Here is a 20,887-nt window from a genome sequence, read left to right as displayed (position 1 = left end):
GCCGCGGCCCGGCGGCGGCGCCACCCCCAGCAACATGCCGGCGCGGCCGGCGAACATGCCCGGCCGCGCCCGCCCCGGCGGCGGTCCGCGGCCCGGGCCCGGCGGTCGCGGTGCCGGTGCCGGTTCGCCGACGGCGCCGGCGGCGGTGGCGGTGGCGGCGGTTTCCGCGGTGGCGGTGGCCCGCCGCCCCCCGGCGGCGGTTACCGCGGTCGCGGCCGGCCCGGCCAGCGCGGCGGCACCGCCGGTGCCTTCGGCCGGCCCGGCGGCGCCCCGCGGCGCGGCCGCAAATCCAAGCGGCAGAAGCGTCAGGAATTCGACTCGATGCAGGCGCCGGCGGTCGGCGGTGTCCGGCTGCCCCGCGGCAACGGGGAGACGATCCGGCTGGCCCGCGGCGCGTCGCTCTCCGACTTCGCCGAGAAGATCGACGCCAACCCGGCGGCGCTGGTGCAGGCGCTGTTCAACCTCGGAGAGATGGTGACCGCCACCGCGTCGGTGGGGGATGACACCCTCGAGCTGCTCGGCAGCGAGATGAACTACAAGGTGCAGGTCGTCTCGCCCGAGGACGAGGACCGCGAGCTGCTGGAGTCCTTCGACCTGTCCTACGGCGAGGACGAGGGCACCGAGGAGGACCTGCAGGTCCGCCCGCCGGTGGTGACCGTGATGGGTCACGTCGACCACGGTAAGACCCGGCTGCTCGACAGCATCCGCAAGGCCAACGTGGGGCAGGGCGAAGCCGGCGGCATCACCCAGCACATCGGCGCCTACCAGGTGATGGTGGACTTCGAGGGCAGTGAGCGGCTGATCACCTTCCTCGACACCCCCGGTCACGAGGCGTTCACCGCCATGCGGGCCCGCGGGGCCAAGGCCACCGACATCGCGATCCTGGTGGTCGCCGCCGACGACGGCGTGATGCCGCAGACGGTGGAGGCGATCAACCACGCGCAGGCCGCCGACGTGCCGATCGTGGTGGCGGTCAACAAGATCGACAAGGAGGGCGCCGACCCGGCCAAGATCCGCGGGCAGCTCACCGAGTACGGGCTGGTGCCCGAGGAGTTCGGCGGCGACACCATGTTCGTCGACATCTCCGCCAAGCAGGGCACCAACATCGAGGCGTTGGAGGAGGCGGTGCTGCTGACCGCCGACGCCGCTTTGGACCTGCGGGCCAACCCGGACATGGAGGCCCAGGGGGTGGCCATCGAGGCGCACCTGGACCGCGGTCGCGGCCCGGTGGCCACCGTGCTGGTGCAGCGCGGCACGCTGCGGGTCGGCGACTCGGTGGTCGCCGGCGACGCCTACGGCCGGGTCCGGCGGATGGTCGACGAGCACGGCGAGGACGTCGAGGAGGCGACCCCGTCGCGGCCGGTGCAGGTGCTCGGCTTCACCTCGGTGCCGGGCGCCGGCGACAACCTGCTGGTGGTCGACGAGGACCGCATCGCCCGGCAGATCGCCGACAAGCGCAACGCGCGCAAGCGCAACGCGCTGGCCGCCCGCTCCCGCAAGCGGATCTCGCTGGAGGACCTGGACTCGGCGCTGAAGGAAACCAACCAGCTGAACCTGATCCTCAAGGGCGACAACGCCGGTACGGTCGAAGCCCTCGAGGAGGCCCTGATGGGCATCCAGATCGACGACGAGGTGGCGCTGCGGGTCATCGACCGCGGTGTCGGTGGCATCACCGAGACCAACGTCAACCTGGCGTCGGCCTCCGACGGCATCATCATCGGGTTCAACGTGCGCGCCGAGGGCAAGGCCACCGAGCTGGCCAACCGCGAGGGCGTGGACATCCGCTACTACTCGGTGATCTACCAGGCGATCGAGGAGATCGAGAGCGCGCTCAAGGGCATGCTCAAACCGATCTACGAGGAGAAGGAGCTCGGCCGCGCCGAGATCCGGGCGCTGTTCCGGTCGTCGAAGGTCGGCAACATCGCCGGCTGCCTGGTCACCTCCGGGGTGGTGCGCCGCAACGCCAAGGCGCGGCTGCTGCGCGACTCGGTGGTGGTCGCCGACAACCTCACCGTGTCCTCGCTGCGCCGGGAAAAGGACGATGTCACCGAGGTCCGCGACGGCTACGAATGCGGTCTGACGCTGACCTACAACGACATCAAGGAAGGCGACGTCATCGAGACCTACGAGCTGGTGGAGAAGGAGCGGAGCTAGCAGATGGCTGATCCGGCCCGGGCCCGCCGACTGGCCAAGCGGATCGCGGCGATCGTGGCCTCGACGATCGAGCACGAGATCAAAGATCCCCGGCTGACCGGGGTGACGATCACCGACGCCAAGGTCACCGCCGATCTGCACGACGCGACCCTGTACTACACGGTGCTGGGCCGCACCCTCGACGACGTGCCCGACTACCCGGGGGTGGCGGCGGCGCTGGAGAGCGCCAAGGGGCTGCTGCGCACCAAGGTGGGCGCCGAGACCGGGGTGCGGTTCACCCCGACGCTGGCGTTCACCCGCGACACGGTGCCCGACACCGCCAACCGGATGGCGGAGCTGCTGGCCGCGGCCAAGGCCGCCGACGCCGACCTGGCCCGGGCCCGCGCGGGCGCCACACCGGCCGGGGAGGCCGACCCCTACCGGGTGCGCCCGACCGCCGAGGACGACGAACCGGCCGACGACGAAGCCACCGACGACCAAAACACCGAAGACGAGCGATTCGACGGCGGCAGGTGAACGCCCCGACCCGACGAGACGTTGACGCTGCCGGCGCCGCCGCGCTGGTGTCGGCCGCCGGCCGGGTCGCGGTGGTCTGCCACGTCCACCCCGACGCCGACACCATCGGCGCCGGGCTGGCGCTGGCCACCGTGCTGGAGCGCGACGGCACGGACGTGCAGGTCAGTTTCGCCGCGCCGGCCCGGCTGCCGCAGTCGCTGACCAGCCTGCCCGGCGGGCACCTGCTGGTCGCCCCCGAGGCGCTGCGCCGCGAGGTGGACCTGGCGGTGACCGTGGACAGCCCCAGCGTCGACCGGCTCGGCGCGCTGGGGGATCTGGCCGACCCGGTGCGCGAGGTGCTGGTCATCGACCACCACGCCTCCAACGAGCTGTTCGGCACGGCCAACTTCGTCGACGCCGACGCCGACTCCACCACGCTGCTGGTCGCCGACCTGATCGACGCGTGGGGCCGGCCGATCGACACCGATGTCGCGCACTGCCTGTACGCCGGGCTGGCCACCGACACCGGATCGTTCCGCTGGGCCAGCGCGCGGGCGCACCGGCTGGCCGCGCGGCTGCTGGAGACCGGGGTGGACAACGCCGCGATCAGCCGGGTGCTGATGGACACCCACCCGTATGCGTGGCTGCCGATGCTGTCGCGGGTGCTGGCCTCGGCGGTGCTCGAGCCGGCCGCGGCGGCCGGGCGCGGGCTGGTCTACGCCATCGTCGACCACCGGGAATGCGCGGCCGCCCGCGCCGAGGAGATCGAGAGCATCGTCGACATCGTGCGCACCACCGCGCAGGCCGAGGTCGCGGCGGTGTTCAAGGAGGTGCAGCCGCAGCGCTGGTCGGTGTCGATGCGGGCCAAGTCGGCGGTGGACCTGTCGGTGGTGGCCGCCGGGTTCGGCGGCGGCGGGCACCGGCTGGCGGCCGGCTACACCGCCGTGGGCCCGGTCGGCGAGGTGACAGCGGCACTGTGCGCGGCGCTGGGCTGACCCGCGCCGCCCTGGGGCCCGCGGCGATCGCGGCGGTCTGCCTCGCGCTGACCGCGCTGACCGTGCGGTGCTGGCTGGTCGGGCCCTACGACCTGGAGGTCTACCGGGCGGCCGGCGACGCGGTCTGGCATCGCCTCGGCCTCTACGGGGACGCCTTCCCGCACAACCTGCCGTTCACCTACCCGCCGTTCGCGGCGTGGCTGTTCGTGCCGCTGCTGGCGCTGCCGTGGCCGGTGGTGGTGGCCGGCTGGACGCTGGCCACCCTGGCCCTGCTGGCCTGGGTGATCACGGTGTCGTTCGCGGCGGTGCTGCCCGCCGGCGGCTGGGCGCGCCCGGCGGCGATCGGCGGGCTGCTGGTGGCCGCCGCGGTGAGCTCACCGCTCACCGACCACCTCGGCTTCGGCCAGATCAACGTGCTGCTGATGGCGATGTGCCTGGCCGACCTGCTGGGCGCGCGCCCGCGGTGGCTGCCCGCCGGGGTGCTGATCGGGCTGGCCGCCGCCATCAAGCTGGTGCCGGTGCTGTTTGTGGTCTACCTGCTGGTGACCGGCCGGGCGCGGGCGGCGGCGACGGCGCTGGGCACGGCGCTGGCCGCCACCGCCGCGGCCGCCGCGGTGTCCTTCACCGACTCGCGGCGCTACTTCACCGAGCTGCTGTGGCATCTGGGGGAGCGGGTCGGGCTGGCCAACAACGCCACGATCGGCAACCAGTCGCTGCAGGGGGCGCTGCTGCGGCTGCTGCCCGCCGACGCGGTCGGGCCCGTGTGGCTGGCCGGTGCGGCGCTGCTGGCCGGCGTCGGGATGTGGGCGGCGCGGCGGGCCTGGCGCGGGCACGGCGAAGTGGCGGGCGCGGCGGTGACCGGCCTGGTGGCGCCGGTGATCACCCCGGTGAGCTGGCCGCACCATCTGGTGTGGCTGGTGCCGGCGCTGGGGGTGCTGGCCGGCTGGAGCCGGGGCGCGCGGCGGCGCTGGCTCCCGCCCGCCGCCGCCGCGGCGGTCTGGCTGCTGCTGGTGGTTCGCGCCCACCGGCTGGGCCAACTGCTCGTCGACGCCCATCCCGGCGGTGCGTTGCGCGTCGGCGGCGAGGCGCTGCGGGACAGTTTCGTGCTGGCCTGCGTCGCCCTCGTCGCGGTGCTGGGCGCCGGCGGCCCCGCCACCCCGGTGGAACCCGAGCGTGGCTGACACCCCGACCGCCCGGCGCATCGTCGCGCTGGCCGCCCCGGCGCTGGGGGTGCTGGCCGCCGAGCCGCTGTATCTGCTGTTCGACACCGCGATCGTCGGCCGGCTCGGTGCGGTCCCGCTGGCCGGGCTGGCGATCGGCGGGTTGAGCCTGGCGGTGGTCGGCTCGCAGGCGACGTTTCTGTCCTACGGCACCACCGCCCGGGCGGCGCGGCAGTTCGGGGCGGGCCGGTATCGCGCCGCGGTCGCCGAGGGGGTGCAGGCCACCTGGCTGGCGCTGGCGATCGGGGCGGTCGTGGTGGCGGCGGTGCAGTTGGTGGCCGAGCCGCTGCTGGCGGCGCTGGCCGGGGACGCGACGATCGCCGCGGCGGCGCTGTCGTGGCTGCGGATCGCGATCTTCGGGGTGCCGGCGATCCTGGTGTCGCTGGCCGGCAACGGCTGGATGCGCGGCGTGCAGGAGACGGTCCGGCCGCTGCGGTTCGTGGTGGCCGGGTTCGCGGTGTCGGCGCTGCTGTGCCCGGCGCTGGTGTACGGGCTGGCCGGGCTGCCGCGGTTGGGGCTGCCCGGTTCGGCGGTGGCCAACCTGGTGGGGCAGTGGCTGGCCGCGGCGCTGTTCCTCGCCGCCCTGCTCACCGAACGGGTGCGGCTGGCGCCGGCCCCGGCGGTGCTGCGCGCGCAGCTGGTGATGGGCCGGGATCTGCTGGTGCGCAGCTTGGCGTTTCAGGCCTGCTTCGTGTCGGCGGCGGCGGTGGCCGCGCGGTTCGGGGCGGCGGCGGTCGCCGCGCATCAGGTGGTGCTGCAGTTGTGGACGTTTCTGTCGCTGGTGCTCGACTCGCTGGCGATCGCGGCGCAGGCGCTGGTCGGTGCGGCGCTGGGCGGCGGGGACCGCGGGAACGCCGTCGCGGTGGCGCGGCGGGTGACCGGCTACTCGGCGGCCGCGGCGAGCCTGCTGGCACTGCTGTTGGCGGCCGGGGCGCCGGTGCTGCCCGCTCTGTTCACCGACGATGCGGCGGTGCGGGCGGCGATCGGGGTGCCCTGGTGGTTTTTGGTGGCCCAACTGCCCATCGCCGGAGCGGTTTTCGGTCTCGACGGTGTGCTGCTGGGTGCCGGGGATGCCAGGTTCATGCGCAACGCGACGGTGCTGGCGGCGCTGGTGGGCTTCTTGCCGCTGATCTGGCTGGCGCTGGTGTTCGGGTGGGGGCTGGCCGGGATCTGGTCGGGCCTGACCGCGTTCATGGTGCTGCGGCTGGTGCTGGTGGGCTCTCGGGGTGCCTCGGGCCGCTGGGCGGTGACCGACCCGGGTTGAGCGCGCGCGCCCGGCGCTGCGCACCCACCGCTTCGCCCCCCGCCCACCGTGCACCCAGGTTCACGCTCGAGTGCGAACGGGACGCTGGGCGCACGCTCGGCGCCGGCGCTGAGCGCTCAGTCGGGCAGCCCGCTGGTCAGCATGACCGCGCCGGCCAGGTAGGTGCTCAGGAAGATCACCCAGCCGATCACCGGCCAGATCACCAGGAGCCGGCGGCGCAGCGCGGCGACGATGACGCCGACGATCGTGACCAGCACCGCCACCGCGGCACCGCCCCAGGCCACCGGGTAGGCGGCGTTGATCAGGTCGGAGTCGCACGGGCGGGCCGGCGAACACGCGGCGGTGGCCATCCCGGCGAACAGCGAATACAGCAGCGCCCCGGCCATCACCAGCAGCAGCACCCCGGTCAGCGCCGCGGTCAGCACCGGATCCCATAGCGGGCGTTGCGGTTCGGCGACGTACGGCGGTTCGGCATCGTACGGCGGCTGGGGATAGTACGGCGGCCGGGTCACGGCAACGCCCGCTCAGCGCACCTGTTCGCGGCCGCGGGCCAGCACCGCGTCGCGGTTGGCGGCGACGTCGTCGCCGCTGGTGCCGGCCAGCCATTGGCGCGCCGCGGCGGCCTCCAGCCACAGCCCCGGCGCGGTCTGCGCCTCGTCGATGCGGTGATAGGAGGCCAGCAGGGCGCGCACCGCGGCGGCGTTGTTGCCCACGATCGAGGCGGCGACGGCGCGGGCGGCCGGCAGCAGCTCCTCGTGGGCCACCACCTCGGTGACCAGCCCGGCGCGCAGCGCCCCGGCCGCGTCGAGGTAGTCACCGGTCAGGCTCATCCGGCGGGCCAGCCCCACCCCCACCTTCTGCGGCAGCCGCACCGTCATCCCCCAGGTCGGCAGGATGCCCACCCGGGCGTGGGTGTCGGCGAAGGCGGCCCGCTCGGAGGCGATCAGGATGTCGCAGTACAGCGCCAGCTCCAGCCCGCCGGTGACCGCGGCGCCGTTGATCGCCCCGATCACCGGGGTGCGCAGCGCCGGCCAGCGCGGCGAGATGTCGGGCAGCTCGGCGGTGCTGCCGAGCTCCTTGAGGTCCAGCCCGGCGCAGAACACCGGGTCGGCGCCGGTCAGGATGATCACGTCGACGTCGTCGTCGCGGTCGGCGTCGGCCAGGGCGGCGTAGAAGCGCTCCCGCAGCGCGGCCGACAGCGCGTTGCGCGCCTGCGGCCGGTTCAGGGTCAGGGTGCGCACCCGGTCGGCGGTCTCGATGAGCAGGATGTCGTCGGTCATGGACTCACCGTAGTCAGTGCCCGGTCAGGGCCGGCCAGGGCCGGTCCAGGCCCGGCGCGCCCACCGGCAGGAGCAGCCGCGAGGCACCGAACGCCACCGTGTGGGTGGCCGGCCGCAGCGTCACCCCGGAGAGCACCGGCTCCCCGGTGCCCAGGTTGCGGGTGAACCGCGGATGGCTGCCCCCGGCGACCAGCAACCGGATCCGCGAACTCGCCGAGAACCGGTGCGCGACGGTGTCCAACTCCAGGCGCACCGGGCCGGGCCGGCCGGTCAGCCGCAGGTAGCCGTCGGCGACGTTGACCGACCGGCCGTCCGGGTGCAGCTCGCTGAGCCGGACGAACAGGTCCACGTGCGGGTTGTCGGCGCTGTGGTCCAACTCCACCACCGGGCGTCCGGTCACGGTCAGCTCCGCGGTGAGCACCGCGCCGGTGAAGGTCAGCACGTCGGCGCGGTCGGCCAGGCGCCGGTCGTCGCGATAGCCGCTGTCGGCGGAGAGCAGCCGCCCGCCCACGGTGGGGGTGGGGTCGGCCGGGTCGAACCGGAACGACGCCGGCGCCAGCCCGGCGGGCGGCGCGGCGGCGGCCAGCCGGCCCGGGTGCAGATGCAGCACCTGCGCGGCGGGTGCGGGCCGCCAGTCGCCGGCCTGCACCCAGCCGCCTCCGGTGAGCTTGATCCGCACCCGCTGTCCGCGGGTGTCCGGGCCGCCGGCCAGGTGGGTGTCCAGCCACGCCAACGACTCCCGGCACAGCGTGCCCAGCCCGGCGGTGAGCAGCTGACTGTGCGTCCACGGGCCCATCGTCAACGCGACCGGCACCCCGCGCTCGCGCAGCCGCCGGTACTGGTGCAGGGTCTGCTCGGCGAACAGGTCCTGCCAGCCGCCGACCAGCAGCACCGGGATGTCGACGCGCTCCAGGGCGGCGGGCACCCGCAGCGGCTCCCAGAACGGGTCGGCCGGGTCCGGGTGCGCCAGCCACGACTCGTACCACCGGGCGCGGTCGCGCAGCATCGCGCGGGCGGCGGCCCCGGCGGGCAACCGGCCCGCGGTGCGGGCCACCCGCCGGCGCGCCCCCAGCAGCCGCACCCGCCGCAGGCCCTCCTGGTGGGCCATCAGGTCGCTCCAGCCCAGGAAATCGTTGAGCGCGAACGCCCCGGTGCCCCACGAGGTGGCGCTGAAGTCGTGCGGGCCCGCGGCGATCACCGCGGCGGTCAGCTCCGGCGGCGGGTCGGTGAGCAGCGCCCACTGGGTGAACCCCAGATACGACAGGCCGATGGTGGCGAACGTCCCGGTGAACCACGGCTGGCGGCGCAGCCAGGCCACGGTGTCGGCGCCGTCGGCCGCCTCGTGCACCATCGGGGTGAACTGCCCGCCGGAGCTGAACGTGCCGCGCACGCTTTGCAGCACCACGTGGTAGCCGCGGGCGGCGTAGAGCCGGGCGAACAGCAGCGACGTCGGCAGCCCGCGCCCGTAGGGGCAGCGCACCAGCACGGTGCCCGCCGCCGCGCCCACCGGGGCGTAGTGGTCGGCGAGCAGCTCGACGCCGTCGCGCATCGGCACCCGCACCCGGGTCCGGGTGAACAGGCTCGTCGGTTTGCGCAGCCCCAGCAGCCGGCCGAGACCGTGATCACCCCGCCGGCGCAGCACAGCCATCGCGATGCGACCGCGTCAGAACTTGTAGAACGGCGAAAGCTGTTCGGCGCGCTCGCGGTTGGTGGCCATGCAGTCCGGCTGCGGGTTGGAGTAGACCGGCGAGTAGAACAGCGACTGCTGGATCACCCCGTAGCTGGTCTTGAACGTCACCATGCAGGTCACCCACCACCGGTTGTTCCAGTCGGTGGGTTTCATCACCCAGTACTCGGCGGCCCGGTGGCCGTTGATGGTGGTCTCCAACGCGTCGGCGGGCAGCGTCTCGGCGTAGGTGCGCCAGATGATCGCCTCCACCGCCAGCTGGTAGTTGCCCGCGTCGTAGTGGCACCGCATCGGGGTCTCCGGCTCCGGCGGGGTGTAGGCCAGCCCCAGCCCGGCCACCACGTCGAACGGGATGTCGTCACACGGCTCGAACGGCTTCGGGTCGGTCAGGTTCGCGATCGGGCTTTTGATCGTGGTGGTGATCGGCACGTCGGTGGAGCGCAACTGCACCGCCGCCGCGTCGGTCCCGGCCGGCGGCGCGCTCTGCGCGACCAGCACCACCGCCAGCACCAGCGCCGCCAGCGCCGCGAACAGACGCACCTTGGCGACCATCACACCCCTTGCCTCGACTCGATCGTTGCCGGGAGTGTACAAGTCGGCCGACCGGGGCCATCGGCAAAGGCCCGAACCGGTCACCGCGGGCCGCGGCGCGCGCCGCCCCGTTACCCTGGGGCACTGTGGCAGCGCAGCGGACGGGCGAGACGCGCCCCACCCTGTGGGCGGTATCGGACCTGCACACCGGGCACGTCGGCAACAAGTCGGTCACCGAATCGCTGTACCCGTCCTCCCCGGAGGACTGGCTGATCGTGGCCGGCGACGTCGCCGAACGCACCGACGACATCCGCTGGTCCCTGGATCTGCTGCGCCGGCGCTTCGCCAAGGTCATCTGGGTGCCCGGCAACCACGAACTGTGGACCACCGGCAAGGACCCGATGCAGGTGTTCGGCCGGGCCCGCTACGACTACCTGGTCGAGATGTGCGACGCGATGGGCATCGTCACCCCCGAACACCCGTTCCCGGTCTGGACCGAGCAGGGCGGCCCGGCCACCATCGTGCCGATGTTCCTGCTCTACGACTACACGTTCCTGCCGGCCGGGGCGACCAGCAAAGCCGAGGGCCTGGCGATCGCCCGGGCCGCCAACGTGGTGGCCACCGACGAGTTCCTGCTGTCCAGTGAGCCCTACGCCACCCGCGACGCCTGGTGCCGCGAGCGGGTGGCCGCCACCCAGGCCCGGCTGGAGGAGCTGGACTGGATGACCCCGACGGTGCTGGTCAACCACTTCCCGCTGGTGCGCGACCCCTGCGAGGTGCTGTTCTACCCGGAGTTCTCGCTGTGGTGCGGCACCACCGCCACCGCGGACTGGCACACCCGCTACAACGCGGTGTGCAGCGTCTACGGGCACCTGCACATCCCGCGCACCACCTGGTACGACGAGGTGCGCTTCGAGGAGGTCTCGGTCGGCTACCCGCGGGAGTGGCGGCGGCGCAAGCCCTACCGCTGGCTGCGCCAGATCCTGCCGGACCCGCAGTACGCCCCGGGCTATCTCAACGAGTTCGGCGGGCATTTCATGATCACCCCGGAGATGCGGGCCGCCTCCGAACGCTTCGCCGAGCGGGCCCGCGGCAGGCGGGGCCGATGAACCTGCTGCTCTCGACTGTGCTGCCGAGCCGGGCCGGGCTGGCCGCCGCCGAACGCTACGACGACCCGCCGGAGCTGCGCGCCCTGCCCGAGGAGGAGCCGCTCATCGAACGCTCGGTGCCCAAGCGGCGCAACGAGTTCATCACGGTGCGGGCGTGTGCGCGGGCGGCGCTGGCGGAGCTGGGCCTGCCCCCGGTGCCGATCCTCAAGGGCGACAAGGGCCAGCCCCGCTGGCCCGCCGGGGTGGTCGGCAGCCTCACCCACACCGCGGGCTACCGCGGTGCGGTGGTCGCCCGCGACGGCGAGGTGCGCTCGGTGGGCATCGACGCCGAACCGCACGACGTGCTGCCCGGCGGGGTGCTCGACGCGATCAGCCTGCCCGCCGAACGCGACGCCATCGCCGCCCTGCCCGCCGGCCTGCACTGGGACCGGATCCTGTTCTGCGCCAAGGAGGCAACGTATAAGGCCTGGTTCCCGCTGACGCAGCGGTGGCTGGGCTTCGAAGACGCCCACATCACGTTTGAGACCGACGAGACCGGCAGCGCGGGCAGCTTCACCTCCGAGATCCTGATCGATCCGGCCGCACGCAGCGGGCCGCCGCTGACCGTGCTGCGCGGCCGCTGGTCGATCGGGCGGGGCCTGGTCCTGACGGCGATCACGCTGTGAACACGACCGGACCCGGGCTGGTGATCGTCGACAAGCCGGCCGGCATGACCAGCCACGACGTGGTGGCCCGCTGCCGCCGCTTCTTCGCCACCCGCAAGGTCGGCCACGCCGGCACCCTCGACCCGATGGCCACCGGGGTGCTGGTGATCGGGGTGGAACGCGCCACCAAGATCCTCGGGCTGCTCACCGCCGACGCCAAGGCCTACACCGCGACCATCCGGCTGGGCCAGACCACCAGCACCGAGGACGCCGACGGCGAACTGCTCTCAACAATCCCGGCGGGCCGGCTCGACGAGACCGCGATCGAGGCGGCGATCGCCGGGCTGCGCGGCGACATCGCGCAGGTCCCCTCGGCGGTCAGCGCCGTCAAAGTCGACGGCCAGCGCGCCTACCGACTGGCCCGGGAGGGCCGCGAGGTGCGGTTGGCCGCCCGCCCGGTGCGCATCGAGCGCTTCGAGGCGCTGGGGCTGCGCCGCAACGCCGACACCATCGACCTGGATGTCGCGGTGGAGTGCTCGGCGGGCACCTACGTGCGGGCGCTGGCCCGCGACCTGGGGGAGCGGCTCGGCGTCGGCGGGCACCTCACCGCGCTGCGGCGCACCCGCTCGGGCCGGTTCGGGCTGACCGAGGCCCGCACGCTGGAGCAGCTGGCCGACCAGCCGTCGCTGAGCTACACCCTGGATGCGGCCTGCCTGCAGGCGTTTGCGCGCCGCGACCTGACCGACGCCGAAGCCGAGTCGGCCGGACACGGCCGGGCGCTGGGTGCGGCCGGCATCGACGGCATCTACGCGGCGACGGCGTCCGACGGCCGGGTGATCGCCCTGCTCGAAGACGCCGGGGAGCGCACCCGCTCGGTGGTGGTGATCCGCCCGGCCACGCTGTAGGCCGAAGATACGTTCCGGACGGTATCCAACCGCGGTGGGTTAGGGTGGGCCGGCAGGCCCGCGCGGAAGGACCGACGATGGCGACCGGCGTCGAGGAGCAACGGATGCGACGCACCCAGGCCGAACGCAGCGCGGCGATGCGCACCCGACTGCTCGACGCCACCATCGACTGCCTGGTCTCCTACGGCTATGCCGGCACCACCACCCCGCGCATCGCGGAAACCGCCGGGGTCACCCGCGGCGCCCAGATCCACCACTTCCGGTCCAAGGAGGACCTGGTCGTCGCCGCCGTGGAACACCTGGCCCAGCAACGGGTGCAAAGCGCGGTCCGCGACGTCGGCCGGGTCCGCTCGAGCCCCGACCCGGTCGCGGCCGTGCTGGAATTCCTGTGGGAATCCCACCAGGGGCCGCTGTTCGTCGCGACCATGGAACTGTGGGTGGCCGCCCGCACCGACCCGGTGCTCGCCGGGCACATCGCCCGGATGGAGCCGATCGTCAACAGCACGCTGATCGCGGCGATCGCCCAGCTGCTGCCCGAGCACCCCGCCCAGAAAGAACTGCGCAACCTGGTCTACACCGCCATGGACGTGCTGCGCGGCATCCTGGTCGCCGGGTTCGTCGACGGCGACACCGACCGGGCCCGGCGGCGCTGGGAGCGGGCCTGCACCGACCTGCGCGCGCTGATGGCCGACCGGATCCCGCCGTTGTCGACCGGTCAGCCGGCGCGGAACAGATAGTCCTCGAGCCGGAAACTGCGGCTGCGCCAGGCCACCTCCAGCGAGGTCGCCGGGCGCAACGGCACGTCGCCGTGCTTGTCGAAGTAGTAACTGTTGGCCGCCGCGCAGCTGTCCTGCCAGAAGATCTGCCCGCGCCTGCGGCGCATCATCTCGGCGAAGAACCGGTCGTTGGCCTCCCGGGACACCTCGACGTAGTCGGCGCCGCGAGTGCGGGCATGCCGCAGACACCGCATGATGTGGTCGGTCTGGGCCTCGATCAGGTTGAAATACGACGACCCGTTGTAGCCGTAGGGGCCGATGATCGAGAAGTGGTTGGGGTAACCGGGCACACTGACCCCGTGGTAGGCCTGCAGCCGGTGCTCGTCCCAGAACGCGCCCAGCTCGGTGCCGTCCAGGCCACGCAGCGCATAGGTCGGCATGTTGTCGGGGTCCATCACCTTGAAACCGGTGGCGAAGATCAGCACGTCGAGGTCGTGCTGGGTGCCATCGGGTTGGGCGCCATCGTCCACCCGCACCCCGGCCTGGTTGATCGCGGTGATCGGGGTGGTCTCCAGGAACACGTTGGGCCGGTTGAAGGTGGCCAGGTAGGAGTTGTGGAAGCTGGGCCGCTTGCAGCCCAGCCCGTAGCGCGGGGTGAGCTTGTCGCGCACCTGCGGATCGCGCACCTGGCTGCGCAGATAGCGCCGGGCCAACGCGTGGCTGATCGGCAGGAACCGGGGGATCGCGCTTTGGTAGTGCGCGGGGATGGGGAAGGTGAACTCCACGAACAGCTGGGCGGCCAGCCATGAGCCCCACTGCGCGGCGGGCACCCGGTCGAGCAGCCACTGCGCCGGACGGGGCAGGGCCACATCGGGTTTCGGCAGGCACCAGATCGGGGTGCGCTGGAACACGGTGAGCTGCCCGACGTCGGCGGCGATCGCCGGGATCACCTGCACCGCGGAGGCGCCGGTGCCGATGATGCCGACCCGCTTGCCGCGCAACGACTGGTCGTGGTCCCAGCGGGCGGTGTGCATGGTGGCCCCGCCGAACTCGGTCGCGCCGGGGATGTCGGGGATGACCGGTTGGGTCAGGATCCCGCAGGCGTTGATCACGAACCGCGCCGTGCACCGGTCGCCGGTGGCGGTGGTCAAGCGCCACCGGCGGCGGTCGGCGTCGAACTCCGCAGCGGTGACGGTGGTGTTGAACCGCAGCCGCGGGCCCAGCCCGTATTTGGCGACGCAGTGGGTGGCGTAGGCCTTGAGTTCGTTGCCCGGGGCGTAGGTGCGCGACCAGTCCGCGCGCTTCTCGAAGGAGTACTGGTAGCAGAACGACGGGATGTCCACCGCGATGCCCGGATAGGTGTTCCAGTGCCAGGTCCCGCCGACGTCGTCGCCGGCCTCGAGGATGACGAAGTCGTCGAAGCCGGCCCGAGCCAACTTGATCGCCGCGCCGATACCGGCGAAACCGGCGCCGATCACCACGATCTCGTGGTCGAGGGACTCGATCTCGGGGTCGGTCGGAGCCTCGGCTCGGGGAGCGGGCATGGACCCTCGCTTTCGTCGCGACGTGCGCGCCGGTAGGTATCTACCGCGGCGCGCGGTGAGCCAACCCAGGCAATCGAAACTGCTGCCATTTGTCAATGGCAACGTCACGGTGTCGCGAACCGGTCGGTGAAGACGCTGCTCGCAACGGTTCTACACCGATTCGGGCGCCGCGGCCGGCGAACGCGGCGGCGCGACGCGCGGCCCCGCACCGTTTACACAAATACATTCCGGTGTGTATGTTTCATGCCACGGCGTCGCTGGACGTCTGGCCGCAACGGCGCGCCGGCTACCGGAAGGAATCGCATGGCAAACAGAGTGTTCGTGATCGGCGTCGGCATGACGAAGTTCGAGAAGCCGGGCCGCCGGCGGGGCGAGGACGGCTCGGCCTGGGACTACCCGGACATGGCCCGGGAGTCCGGCACCAACGCCCTGGCCGACGCGGGCATCGACTACACCGCGGTCGAGCAGGGCTACGTGGGCTACGTCTACGGGGAGTCCACCTCGGGGCAGCGCGCCCTCTACGAGCTGGGGATGACCGGGATCCCGATCGTCAACGTCAACAACAACTGTTCGACCGGTTCCGCCGCGCTGTACCTGGCCGCCCAGGCGATCCGCGGTGGCCTGGCCGACTGCACCATGGCGCTGGGCTTCGAGAAGATGAAACCCGGCTCGCTGGAAGCCTCCTACGACGACCGGGCCCAGCCGATGGAGAAACACATCCTGGCGCTGGCCGAGATCTCCGAGGTGCTGTTCCCGCCCGCGCCGTGGATGTTCGGGGCGGCCGGACGCGAGCACATGAAGGAACACGGTTCCACCGCCGAGCATTTCGCCAAGATCGGCTACAAGAACCACCAGCATTCGGTGAACAACCCGTACGCGCAGTTCCAGGACGCCTACACCCTCGAGGACATCCTGGCGTCGCGGATGATCTACGACCCGCTGACCAAACTGCAGTGCTCACCGACCTCCGACGGCTCCGGAGCGGCGATCCTGGCCTCCGAGCGGTTCGTCGACCGGCACGGCCTGGCCGACCGGGCCGTGGAGATCGTCGGACAGTCGATGACCACCGACTTCGCCTCCACCTTCGACGGCACCGCCAAGAACCTGATCGGCTACGACATGAACGTCCAAGCCGCCCGCCGCGTCTACGACCAGTCCGGGCTGGGGCCGGAGGACTTCCAGGTCATCGAGTTGCACGACTGTTTCTCGGCCAACGAACTGCTGCTGTATGAAGCGCTGGGGCTGTGCGCCGAGGGCGACGCACCCAAGCTCATCGACAACAACGACACCACCTACGGCGGCCGGTGGGTGGTCAACCCGTCCGGTGGGCTGATCTCCAAGGGCCACCCGCTGGGCGCCACCGGCCTGGCGCAGTGCGCCGAGTTGACCTGGCAACTGCGCGGCACCGCCGAGAACCGCCAGGTCGAAGCCGTCACCGCGGCGCTGCAGCACAACATCGGCCTCGGCGGCGCCGCCGTCATCACCGCCTACCAGCGCGCCGAACGCTGATCCGACCCATCACCCTCGATCCACCACCTCGACTCCGAAGGAGAAACCCATGGGACACATCGAAGCCACCAGACAACTCTCGGTCAGCCCGCAGGCGCTGTGGGACACCATCAGTGACCTCGCCGGCTGGGACAAGTGGTTCACCATCCACGAGAAGTGGCTGGCGGAACCGCCTGCGACGCTCAGCGAAGGCGACACTCTGGTCGCCAAGATCGTGATGCTCGGCATGGCCAACAAGATCGAATGGAAGATCGAGCAGGTCGACGCCCCGACGACCCTGCGGATGTCCGGAACCGGGATGGCCGGGGTGAAGTGCAACTTCGAATTCTCCGTCACACCGGCCGGCGACGGGTCGGAGTTCACCGTGGCCGGGGACTTCGAGGGCGCCCTGATCAAGGGTGCGCTGGGCAAAGCGGTGGAGAAGGACGGGGCCAAACAACTCGACAAGACCCTGGCTCAACTCGAGGCGCTGGCCGCCCAGGCGGCCTGACCGATGACCGATTCCGCACTCGACCAGGACCTCGCGTTCGACGACAGCGCCCTGAACACCTGGTCCGACGAGGACCGTTTCGAGGTCACCGCCGAACGCATCGTCGCCTACGCCGAGGCGACCAACGACCCGATCGCGGCGCACCGGGCCGGCGACATCGCCCCGCCGGTCTTCGCGATCGTGCCGGTCTTCGAATCCCTGCTCGTCCCCGCCGTCGAGGTCGCGCCGGTGGAGTTGATCCCGCGCGTCGTGCACGGCGAGCAGGACTTCCGCTTCCACCGCCCGATCCGCCCGGGGGACCGGCTGGTCTCCCGCGGCCGGATGACCGGCTATGAGGGGCTGGAGAACGGCACCCGCGCAGCCATCCACCTGGAATGCCGCACCGAGGACGGCGAACTGGTCAACGAGCAGTATGTGACGTGTTTCTTCCGCGGGCACAACGCGGGCAAGAAGATCGGCGAGTTGAGCCCGCCGCACAAGTTCGATCCCACGCTGCGCGAGCGGCCTCCGGCGGCCCACGTGGTGCAGCACGTCGACGACGACCAGACCTTCCGGTACGCACCGGCGGCCGGTGACCCGATGCCGATCCACCTGGACGAGGAGGTCGCGCGAGACGCCGGGCTGCCCGGCATCATCGCCCACGGGCTGTGCACGATGGCGTTCACCTCATGGGCGGTGCTCACCGAGGTGGGCGGCTCAGATGTCAACCGACTCAAGCGGTTAGCGGTCCGGTTCGCCAAGATGGTGCTGCCGGGCGACGACTTGGAGACCGCGATCTGGAAGGTGGGTTCGGCGGGCGGCGCCACCAGGTACGCCTTCGAGACGGCCCGGGTGGGCGCCGACGAATTCGCCATCACCGACGGCCTGGCCGTCCTCACCGACTAGACACCCGACCAGACACCGTCGCAACACACAAGGAGACAAGCCATGGGAGCTTTGGAAGGGCGCGTCGCGATCATCACCGGCGCCGGTCGCGGCATCGGACGCGAGCACGCGCTGCTGTTCGCCCGGGAGGGCGCGGCCGTGGTGGTCAACGACCTCGGCGGCGACAACACCGGCGAAGGCGCCGACGCCGGGCCGGCCCAGCAGGTGGTCGAGGAGATTGTCGCCGCCGGCGGGCGGGCGGTGGCCAACACCGACAGCATCGCCGACTGGGACGCCGCCGCCGGCCTGGCCGCCCAGGCGGTCGCGGAGTTCGGCCGGCTCGACGTGCTGGTCAACAACGCCGGCATCCTGCGCGACGCGTTCCTGGCCGGCATGACCGAATCCCAGTGGGACGCCGTCATCGACGTGCACCTCAAGGGGCATTTCGCGATGCTGCGCCACGCCGCGGAGTACTGGAAAGCCCAAGCCAAGGCCGGTGATCAGCCCAACGCCGCGGTTATCAACACCGCCTCGGGCTCGGGGGTGACCCTGCCCAACGCCGGACAGGCCAACTACGGCGCGGCCAAGGCCGGGATCGCCGCGCTGACGCTGATCGCCGCGGAGGAACTCGACCGCTACGGGGTACGGGTCAACGCCATCGCCCCGATCGCGCGCACCCGGCTCACCCTGGCCACCCCCGGCATGGGTGCGCTGATGGCCGAACCGGACGACGGGGAACTGGACCTGTTCGCCCCGGCCAACATCTCCCCGCTGGTGGCCTATCTGGCCACCGAGAAATGCCCGGTCACCGGGACGGTCTTCGCCGTGCAGGGCGGGGCCATCTCGCGGCTGTCCGGCTGGCATGACACCGAGACCATCGAAACCGACGGGCTCTGGGAGATCGACGACATCGCCGCCCGGCTGCCCCAGTAGCGCCGGCCGGAACGACGACAGGAGAACGACGAATGTTCGAGTGGTCCGAGACCGACATCATCATGCGCGACACGATGCGCGCGTTCATCGACAAGGAGATCCGCCCACACCTCGACGACCTGGAGACCGGTGCGCTGTCGCCGTACCCGATCGCGCGGAAACTGTTCAGCGAGTTCGGCCTCGACGTGATGGCCGGCGAAGCCGTCAAGAACATGCTCGAGAAGCAGCGCGCCAAGGCCGACGGCGCCCCGGCCGCGGAGAAGTCGGAGTCCGGCGGGCTCGGTGACATGGCCGGTCAGCTGTCGATGGCCGCGGTGCTGGTGGCCGAACTGTCCGGGGTGAGCATCGGGCTGCTGTCCACCGTCGGGGTGAGCCTGGGGCTGGGCGCGGCCACGATCATGAGCCGCGGCACCCTGGCGCAGAAGGAGCGCTGGCTGCCCGAGCTGATGACGCTGGAGAAGATCGCCTGCTGGGCGATCACCGAACCCGACTCCGGTTCGGACGCCTTCGGCGGCATGACCACCACGGTGCGCCGCGACGGCGCGGACTACATTCTCACCGGGCAGAAGACGTTCATCACCAACGGCCCCGACGCCGACGTACTGGTGGTCTACGCCAAACTCGACGACGGTTCGGGCACCGACCGCCGCAACCGCCCGGTGCTCACCTTCGTGCTCGACGCCGGCATGCCGGGGCTCACCCAGGGCAAGGCGTTCAAGAAGATGGGCATGATGTCCTCGCCGACCGGGGAGCTGTTCTTCGACCGGGTGCGCCTGTCCCCGGATCGGCTGCTCGGGGAGACCGAACAGCACGGCGGCGGTGACGGCCGGGAGAGCGCGCGGGCCAACTTCGTCGCCGAGCGGGTCGGCATCGCGCTGATGGCGCTGGGCATCATCAACGAATGCCACCGGCTCTGCGTGGATTACGCCAAGACCCGCACCCTGTGGGGGCAGAACATCGGCCAGTTCCAGCTGATCCAGCTCAAACTCGCCCAGATGGAGGTGGCCCGGATTAACGTGCAGAACATGGTCTTCCAGACGCTGGAGCGGCTGCAGGCCGGCAAGATCCCCACCCTGGCCGAGGCGTCGGCGATGAAGCTGTACTCCTCGCAAGCCGCCACCGACGTCGCGATGGAGGCGGTGCAACTGTTTGGCGGCAACGGCTATATGGCCGAATACCGGGTGGAGCAGCTGGCCCGCGACGCCAAATCACTGATGATCTACGCCGGCAGCAACGAGGTGCAGATCACCCACATCGCCAAGGGGTTGCTGACGGACTGACCGGCGCGGTGCGGAGCACAACGATGAGAACGCCGTTGCGCGGGCGGGTAGTCGCGATCACCGGCGGCGCACGCGGGAGCCCGAGTGCGCGGTAAAGCGGTCCTGGTCACCGGTGGCGCGCACGGCATCGGAGCCGCGGTGGCGCGTGAGCTGTCCGTGCTGGATGCCCGGGTGGCGGTCGTGGACCGCGACCCCGCTGCCGCGCCGGGCCGGCGGTCAGCGGTTACCTGGCGGCCAAGGCCGGGGGGCCGTGGGGTTCAGCAGTAGAGCTCCTCGAAGCGGGCGATCGAACGCTCGATGTCACCTCTGACGGCTCGCACCGCGGCGGCCCCGATGGGCCCGAACAGCGGACGACCACCCATGTCGATGCGCACCGTGAACCGTGACCGCTCACCCGCGGCCGCGACGCGCAGGGCCAACGCATATTTGGTGCCACCCACCCCTGCGCCGGTGATCTCCAGCAGGGTGGGCGGATCGACCTCGCGGACCGTCCAGGTGACCCGGTTGCGCATTCCCTTGGCGCCGGCGACCCCCACCAACGTCGTTCCGACGGTCAGCTCTTCGGGCAGCTCGCAACGCCACCCCTGGTGCATCGTCAGCCAGTCGCTCAGTTCGGCCAGATTCGAAGCGTGGCTCCACACCCGATCGGCCGAGAGCGGCAGTTCGCGGGAAAGCTCCAGTTTGGCCACCCCCGAATCGTAAGGCAGCAAGCGTCGCTGCGACCGCAGCTCGGCGACCGAACCGTGCGCTGTGCACCGGCGGCCGGCGGCGGAGCCGACCGGTTGCGGTGTCGCGGGCCGGTCGGCGCGCGGCCCGCCACGCGGGATGCGAGGATGGAAACCATGACAGATATACCCAGCGCAGGCTCGATCCCGGTCTCGGAGGTGACCGGCGATCCGGTGGTGCGCGTCGCCGCCGACGCCACCGTCGCCGATGTCGCCCAGGCCATCATCCACGGCGAGGTGGGTGTGGTCATCGTCGGCGCCGACGAGCGGCCGACCGCGCTGGTCAGCGAGCGGGACGTGGCGGCGGTGGTGGCCGCTGGTGACGACCCGGCCACCGTCCGGGCGATCGACGTGGCCAGCAAGCACCTCATCTGGTGTGACGCGGACACCACGATCGACCAGGCGGCGGTGCGGATGATGAACCACTACATCCGCCACATCCTGGTGGAGCGCAGCGGGGTGCTGATCGGGATCGTCTCGGCGCGCGACCTGCTCGGCGTCTACGGCGCCGACGCGAAAGCCAACCCGCTGTAGGCGAAAAA

The 20,887-nt window shown here is 71.8% G+C and carries 21 protein-coding genes and 1 pseudogene; 16 read left to right on the top strand and 6 right to left on the bottom strand.

The features are described from left to right. The 5 genes and pseudogenes from infB to A5643_RS16800 form a co-directional block, all read left to right on the top strand. Positions 1-2,154, top strand: a pseudogene (gene infB / locus A5643_RS16820) (translation initiation factor IF-2); the annotation flags it as partial. 3 nt (positions 2,155-2,157) lie between these two features. Further along, on the top strand, positions 2,158-2,670 hold the full coding sequence (rbfA, locus tag A5643_RS16815; RefSeq protein WP_066858256.1) for a 30S ribosome-binding factor RbfA: 513 nt from the start codon (positions 2,158-2,160) through the stop codon (positions 2,668-2,670). Next, positions 2,667-3,644, top strand: a complete 978-nt coding sequence (locus A5643_RS16810) for a DHH family phosphoesterase (RefSeq protein ID WP_231995651.1) — start codon at positions 2,667-2,669, stop codon at positions 3,642-3,644. The genes rbfA and A5643_RS16810 overlap by 4 nt, the downstream gene beginning before the upstream one ends. Next, on the top strand, positions 3,626-4,825 hold the full coding sequence (locus A5643_RS16805) for a glycosyltransferase 87 family protein (RefSeq protein ID WP_066858250.1): 1,200 nt from the start codon (positions 3,626-3,628) through the stop codon (positions 4,823-4,825). Before A5643_RS16810 ends, A5643_RS16805 begins: the two co-directional genes overlap by 19 nt. Further along, positions 4,818-6,128 (top strand): MATE family efflux transporter, encoded by a 1,311-nt coding sequence (locus A5643_RS16800; protein ID WP_066858247.1) that lies wholly within the window; start codon positions 4,818-4,820, stop codon positions 6,126-6,128. The genes A5643_RS16805 and A5643_RS16800 overlap by 8 nt, the downstream gene beginning before the upstream one ends. Positions 6,129-6,244: 116 nt before the next feature. Here A5643_RS16800 and A5643_RS16795 read toward each other — a convergent pair whose 3' ends face one another. From A5643_RS16795 to A5643_RS16780, 4 genes are read right to left on the bottom strand one after another with little or no spacing between them, the layout of a single operon-like run. Then, positions 6,245-6,640, bottom strand: coding sequence for a hypothetical protein (locus A5643_RS16795; RefSeq protein WP_066858243.1), 396 nt, complete (start codon positions 6,638-6,640; stop codon positions 6,245-6,247). Between the two features lie 12 nt (positions 6,641-6,652). Further along, positions 6,653-7,408 (bottom strand): enoyl-CoA hydratase, encoded by a 756-nt coding sequence (locus A5643_RS16790; RefSeq protein ID WP_066858241.1) that lies wholly within the window; start codon positions 7,406-7,408, stop codon positions 6,653-6,655. Positions 7,409-7,421: 13 nt separating this feature from the next. Then, positions 7,422-9,056, bottom strand: coding sequence for a CocE/NonD family hydrolase (locus A5643_RS16785; RefSeq protein ID WP_066858238.1), 1,635 nt, complete (start codon positions 9,054-9,056; stop codon positions 7,422-7,424). A gap of 15 nt (positions 9,057-9,071) precedes the next feature. Further along, complete coding sequence (locus tag A5643_RS16780) at positions 9,072-9,647, bottom strand: DUF3558 domain-containing protein (protein WP_066858278.1); 576 nt, start codon at positions 9,645-9,647, stop codon at positions 9,072-9,074. 125 nt (positions 9,648-9,772) lie between these two features. Between A5643_RS16780 and pptH the strand changes: the two genes are divergently transcribed. The 4 genes from pptH to A5643_RS16760 all read left to right on the top strand — a co-directional run bounded on the left by pptH (position 9,773) and on the right by A5643_RS16760 (position 13,021). Then, positions 9,773-10,735 (top strand): ACP phosphodiesterase PptH, encoded by a 963-nt coding sequence (pptH, locus tag A5643_RS16775; protein WP_066858235.1) that lies wholly within the window; start codon positions 9,773-9,775, stop codon positions 10,733-10,735. Next, positions 10,732-11,400, top strand: coding sequence for a 4'-phosphopantetheinyl transferase PptT (pptT, locus tag A5643_RS16770; protein ID WP_066858231.1), 669 nt, complete (start codon positions 10,732-10,734; stop codon positions 11,398-11,400). Before pptH ends, pptT begins: the two co-directional genes overlap by 4 nt. Further along, entirely contained in the window at positions 11,397-12,284 is an 888-nt protein-coding gene (truB, locus tag A5643_RS16765) for a tRNA pseudouridine(55) synthase TruB (protein ID WP_082949028.1), read from the top strand. The genes pptT and truB overlap by 4 nt, the downstream gene beginning before the upstream one ends. 77 nt (positions 12,285-12,361) lie before the next feature. Beyond that, entirely contained in the window at positions 12,362-13,021 is a 660-nt protein-coding gene (locus A5643_RS16760; RefSeq protein WP_066858229.1) for a TetR/AcrR family transcriptional regulator, read from the top strand. Here the strand turns inward: A5643_RS16760 and A5643_RS16755 are convergent. Then, the gene (locus A5643_RS16755) at positions 13,000-14,544 is read right to left on the bottom strand and encodes a flavin-containing monooxygenase (protein WP_066858226.1); all 1,545 of its coding nucleotides are present in this window, start codon (positions 14,542-14,544) and stop codon (positions 13,000-13,002) included. The two genes, A5643_RS16760 and A5643_RS16755, sit on opposite strands and share 22 nt — an antisense overlap. Positions 14,545-14,847: 303 nt before the next feature. Here A5643_RS16755 and A5643_RS16750 point away from each other — a divergent pair, with 303 nt between their 5' ends. The 6 genes from A5643_RS16750 to A5643_RS17910 all read left to right on the top strand — a co-directional run bounded on the left by A5643_RS16750 (position 14,848) and on the right by A5643_RS17910 (position 19,887). Beyond that, the gene (locus A5643_RS16750) at positions 14,848-16,053 is read left to right on the top strand and encodes a lipid-transfer protein (RefSeq protein WP_066858223.1); all 1,206 of its coding nucleotides are present in this window, start codon (positions 14,848-14,850) and stop codon (positions 16,051-16,053) included. Between the two features lie 49 nt (positions 16,054-16,102). After that, on the top strand, positions 16,103-16,543 hold the full coding sequence (locus tag A5643_RS16745) for a type II toxin-antitoxin system Rv0910 family toxin (protein WP_066858220.1): 441 nt from the start codon (positions 16,103-16,105) through the stop codon (positions 16,541-16,543). 3 nt (positions 16,544-16,546) lie between these two features. Next, complete coding sequence (locus A5643_RS16740; protein WP_066858217.1) at positions 16,547-17,428, top strand: MaoC/PaaZ C-terminal domain-containing protein; 882 nt, start codon at positions 16,547-16,549, stop codon at positions 17,426-17,428. A gap of 42 nt (positions 17,429-17,470) precedes the next feature. Further along, complete coding sequence (locus tag A5643_RS16735) at positions 17,471-18,340, top strand: SDR family oxidoreductase (RefSeq protein ID WP_066858214.1); 870 nt, start codon at positions 17,471-17,473, stop codon at positions 18,338-18,340. A 32-nt stretch (positions 18,341-18,372) separates the two neighbouring features. Continuing rightward, positions 18,373-19,620, top strand: coding sequence for an acyl-CoA dehydrogenase family protein (locus A5643_RS16730; RefSeq protein ID WP_066858210.1), 1,248 nt, complete (start codon positions 18,373-18,375; stop codon positions 19,618-19,620). An 84-nt stretch (positions 19,621-19,704) separates the two neighbouring features. Continuing rightward, complete coding sequence (locus A5643_RS17910) at positions 19,705-19,887, top strand: SDR family NAD(P)-dependent oxidoreductase (protein ID WP_082949027.1); 183 nt, start codon at positions 19,705-19,707, stop codon at positions 19,885-19,887. On the opposite strand, the gene A5643_RS16725 is transcribed toward A5643_RS17910, so the two are convergent. Next, positions 19,878-20,309 carry a type II toxin-antitoxin system Rv0910 family toxin gene (locus A5643_RS16725; protein WP_066858208.1) on the bottom strand — a complete coding sequence of 144 codons (432 nt, stop codon included), beginning with the start codon at positions 20,307-20,309 and terminating at the stop codon, positions 19,878-19,880. The two genes, A5643_RS17910 and A5643_RS16725, sit on opposite strands and share 10 nt — an antisense overlap. Before the next feature lie 153 nt (positions 20,310-20,462). Here A5643_RS16725 and A5643_RS16720 point away from each other — a divergent pair, with 153 nt between their 5' ends. After that, a complete protein-coding gene (locus A5643_RS16720) occupies positions 20,463-20,879 on the top strand; it encodes a CBS domain-containing protein (RefSeq protein WP_066858272.1) in 417 nt (138 codons plus the stop codon). Positions 20,880-20,887: the final 8 nt, after the last annotated feature.

The sequence above is a fragment of the Mycobacterium sp. 1274756.6 genome (assembly GCF_001668625.1).
Taxonomy (GTDB): domain Bacteria; phylum Actinomycetota; class Actinomycetes; order Mycobacteriales; family Mycobacteriaceae; genus Mycobacterium.
The sequence above is the reverse complement of the archived record's forward strand: the minus strand, read 5'-3'. Positions and strand labels throughout refer to the sequence as shown.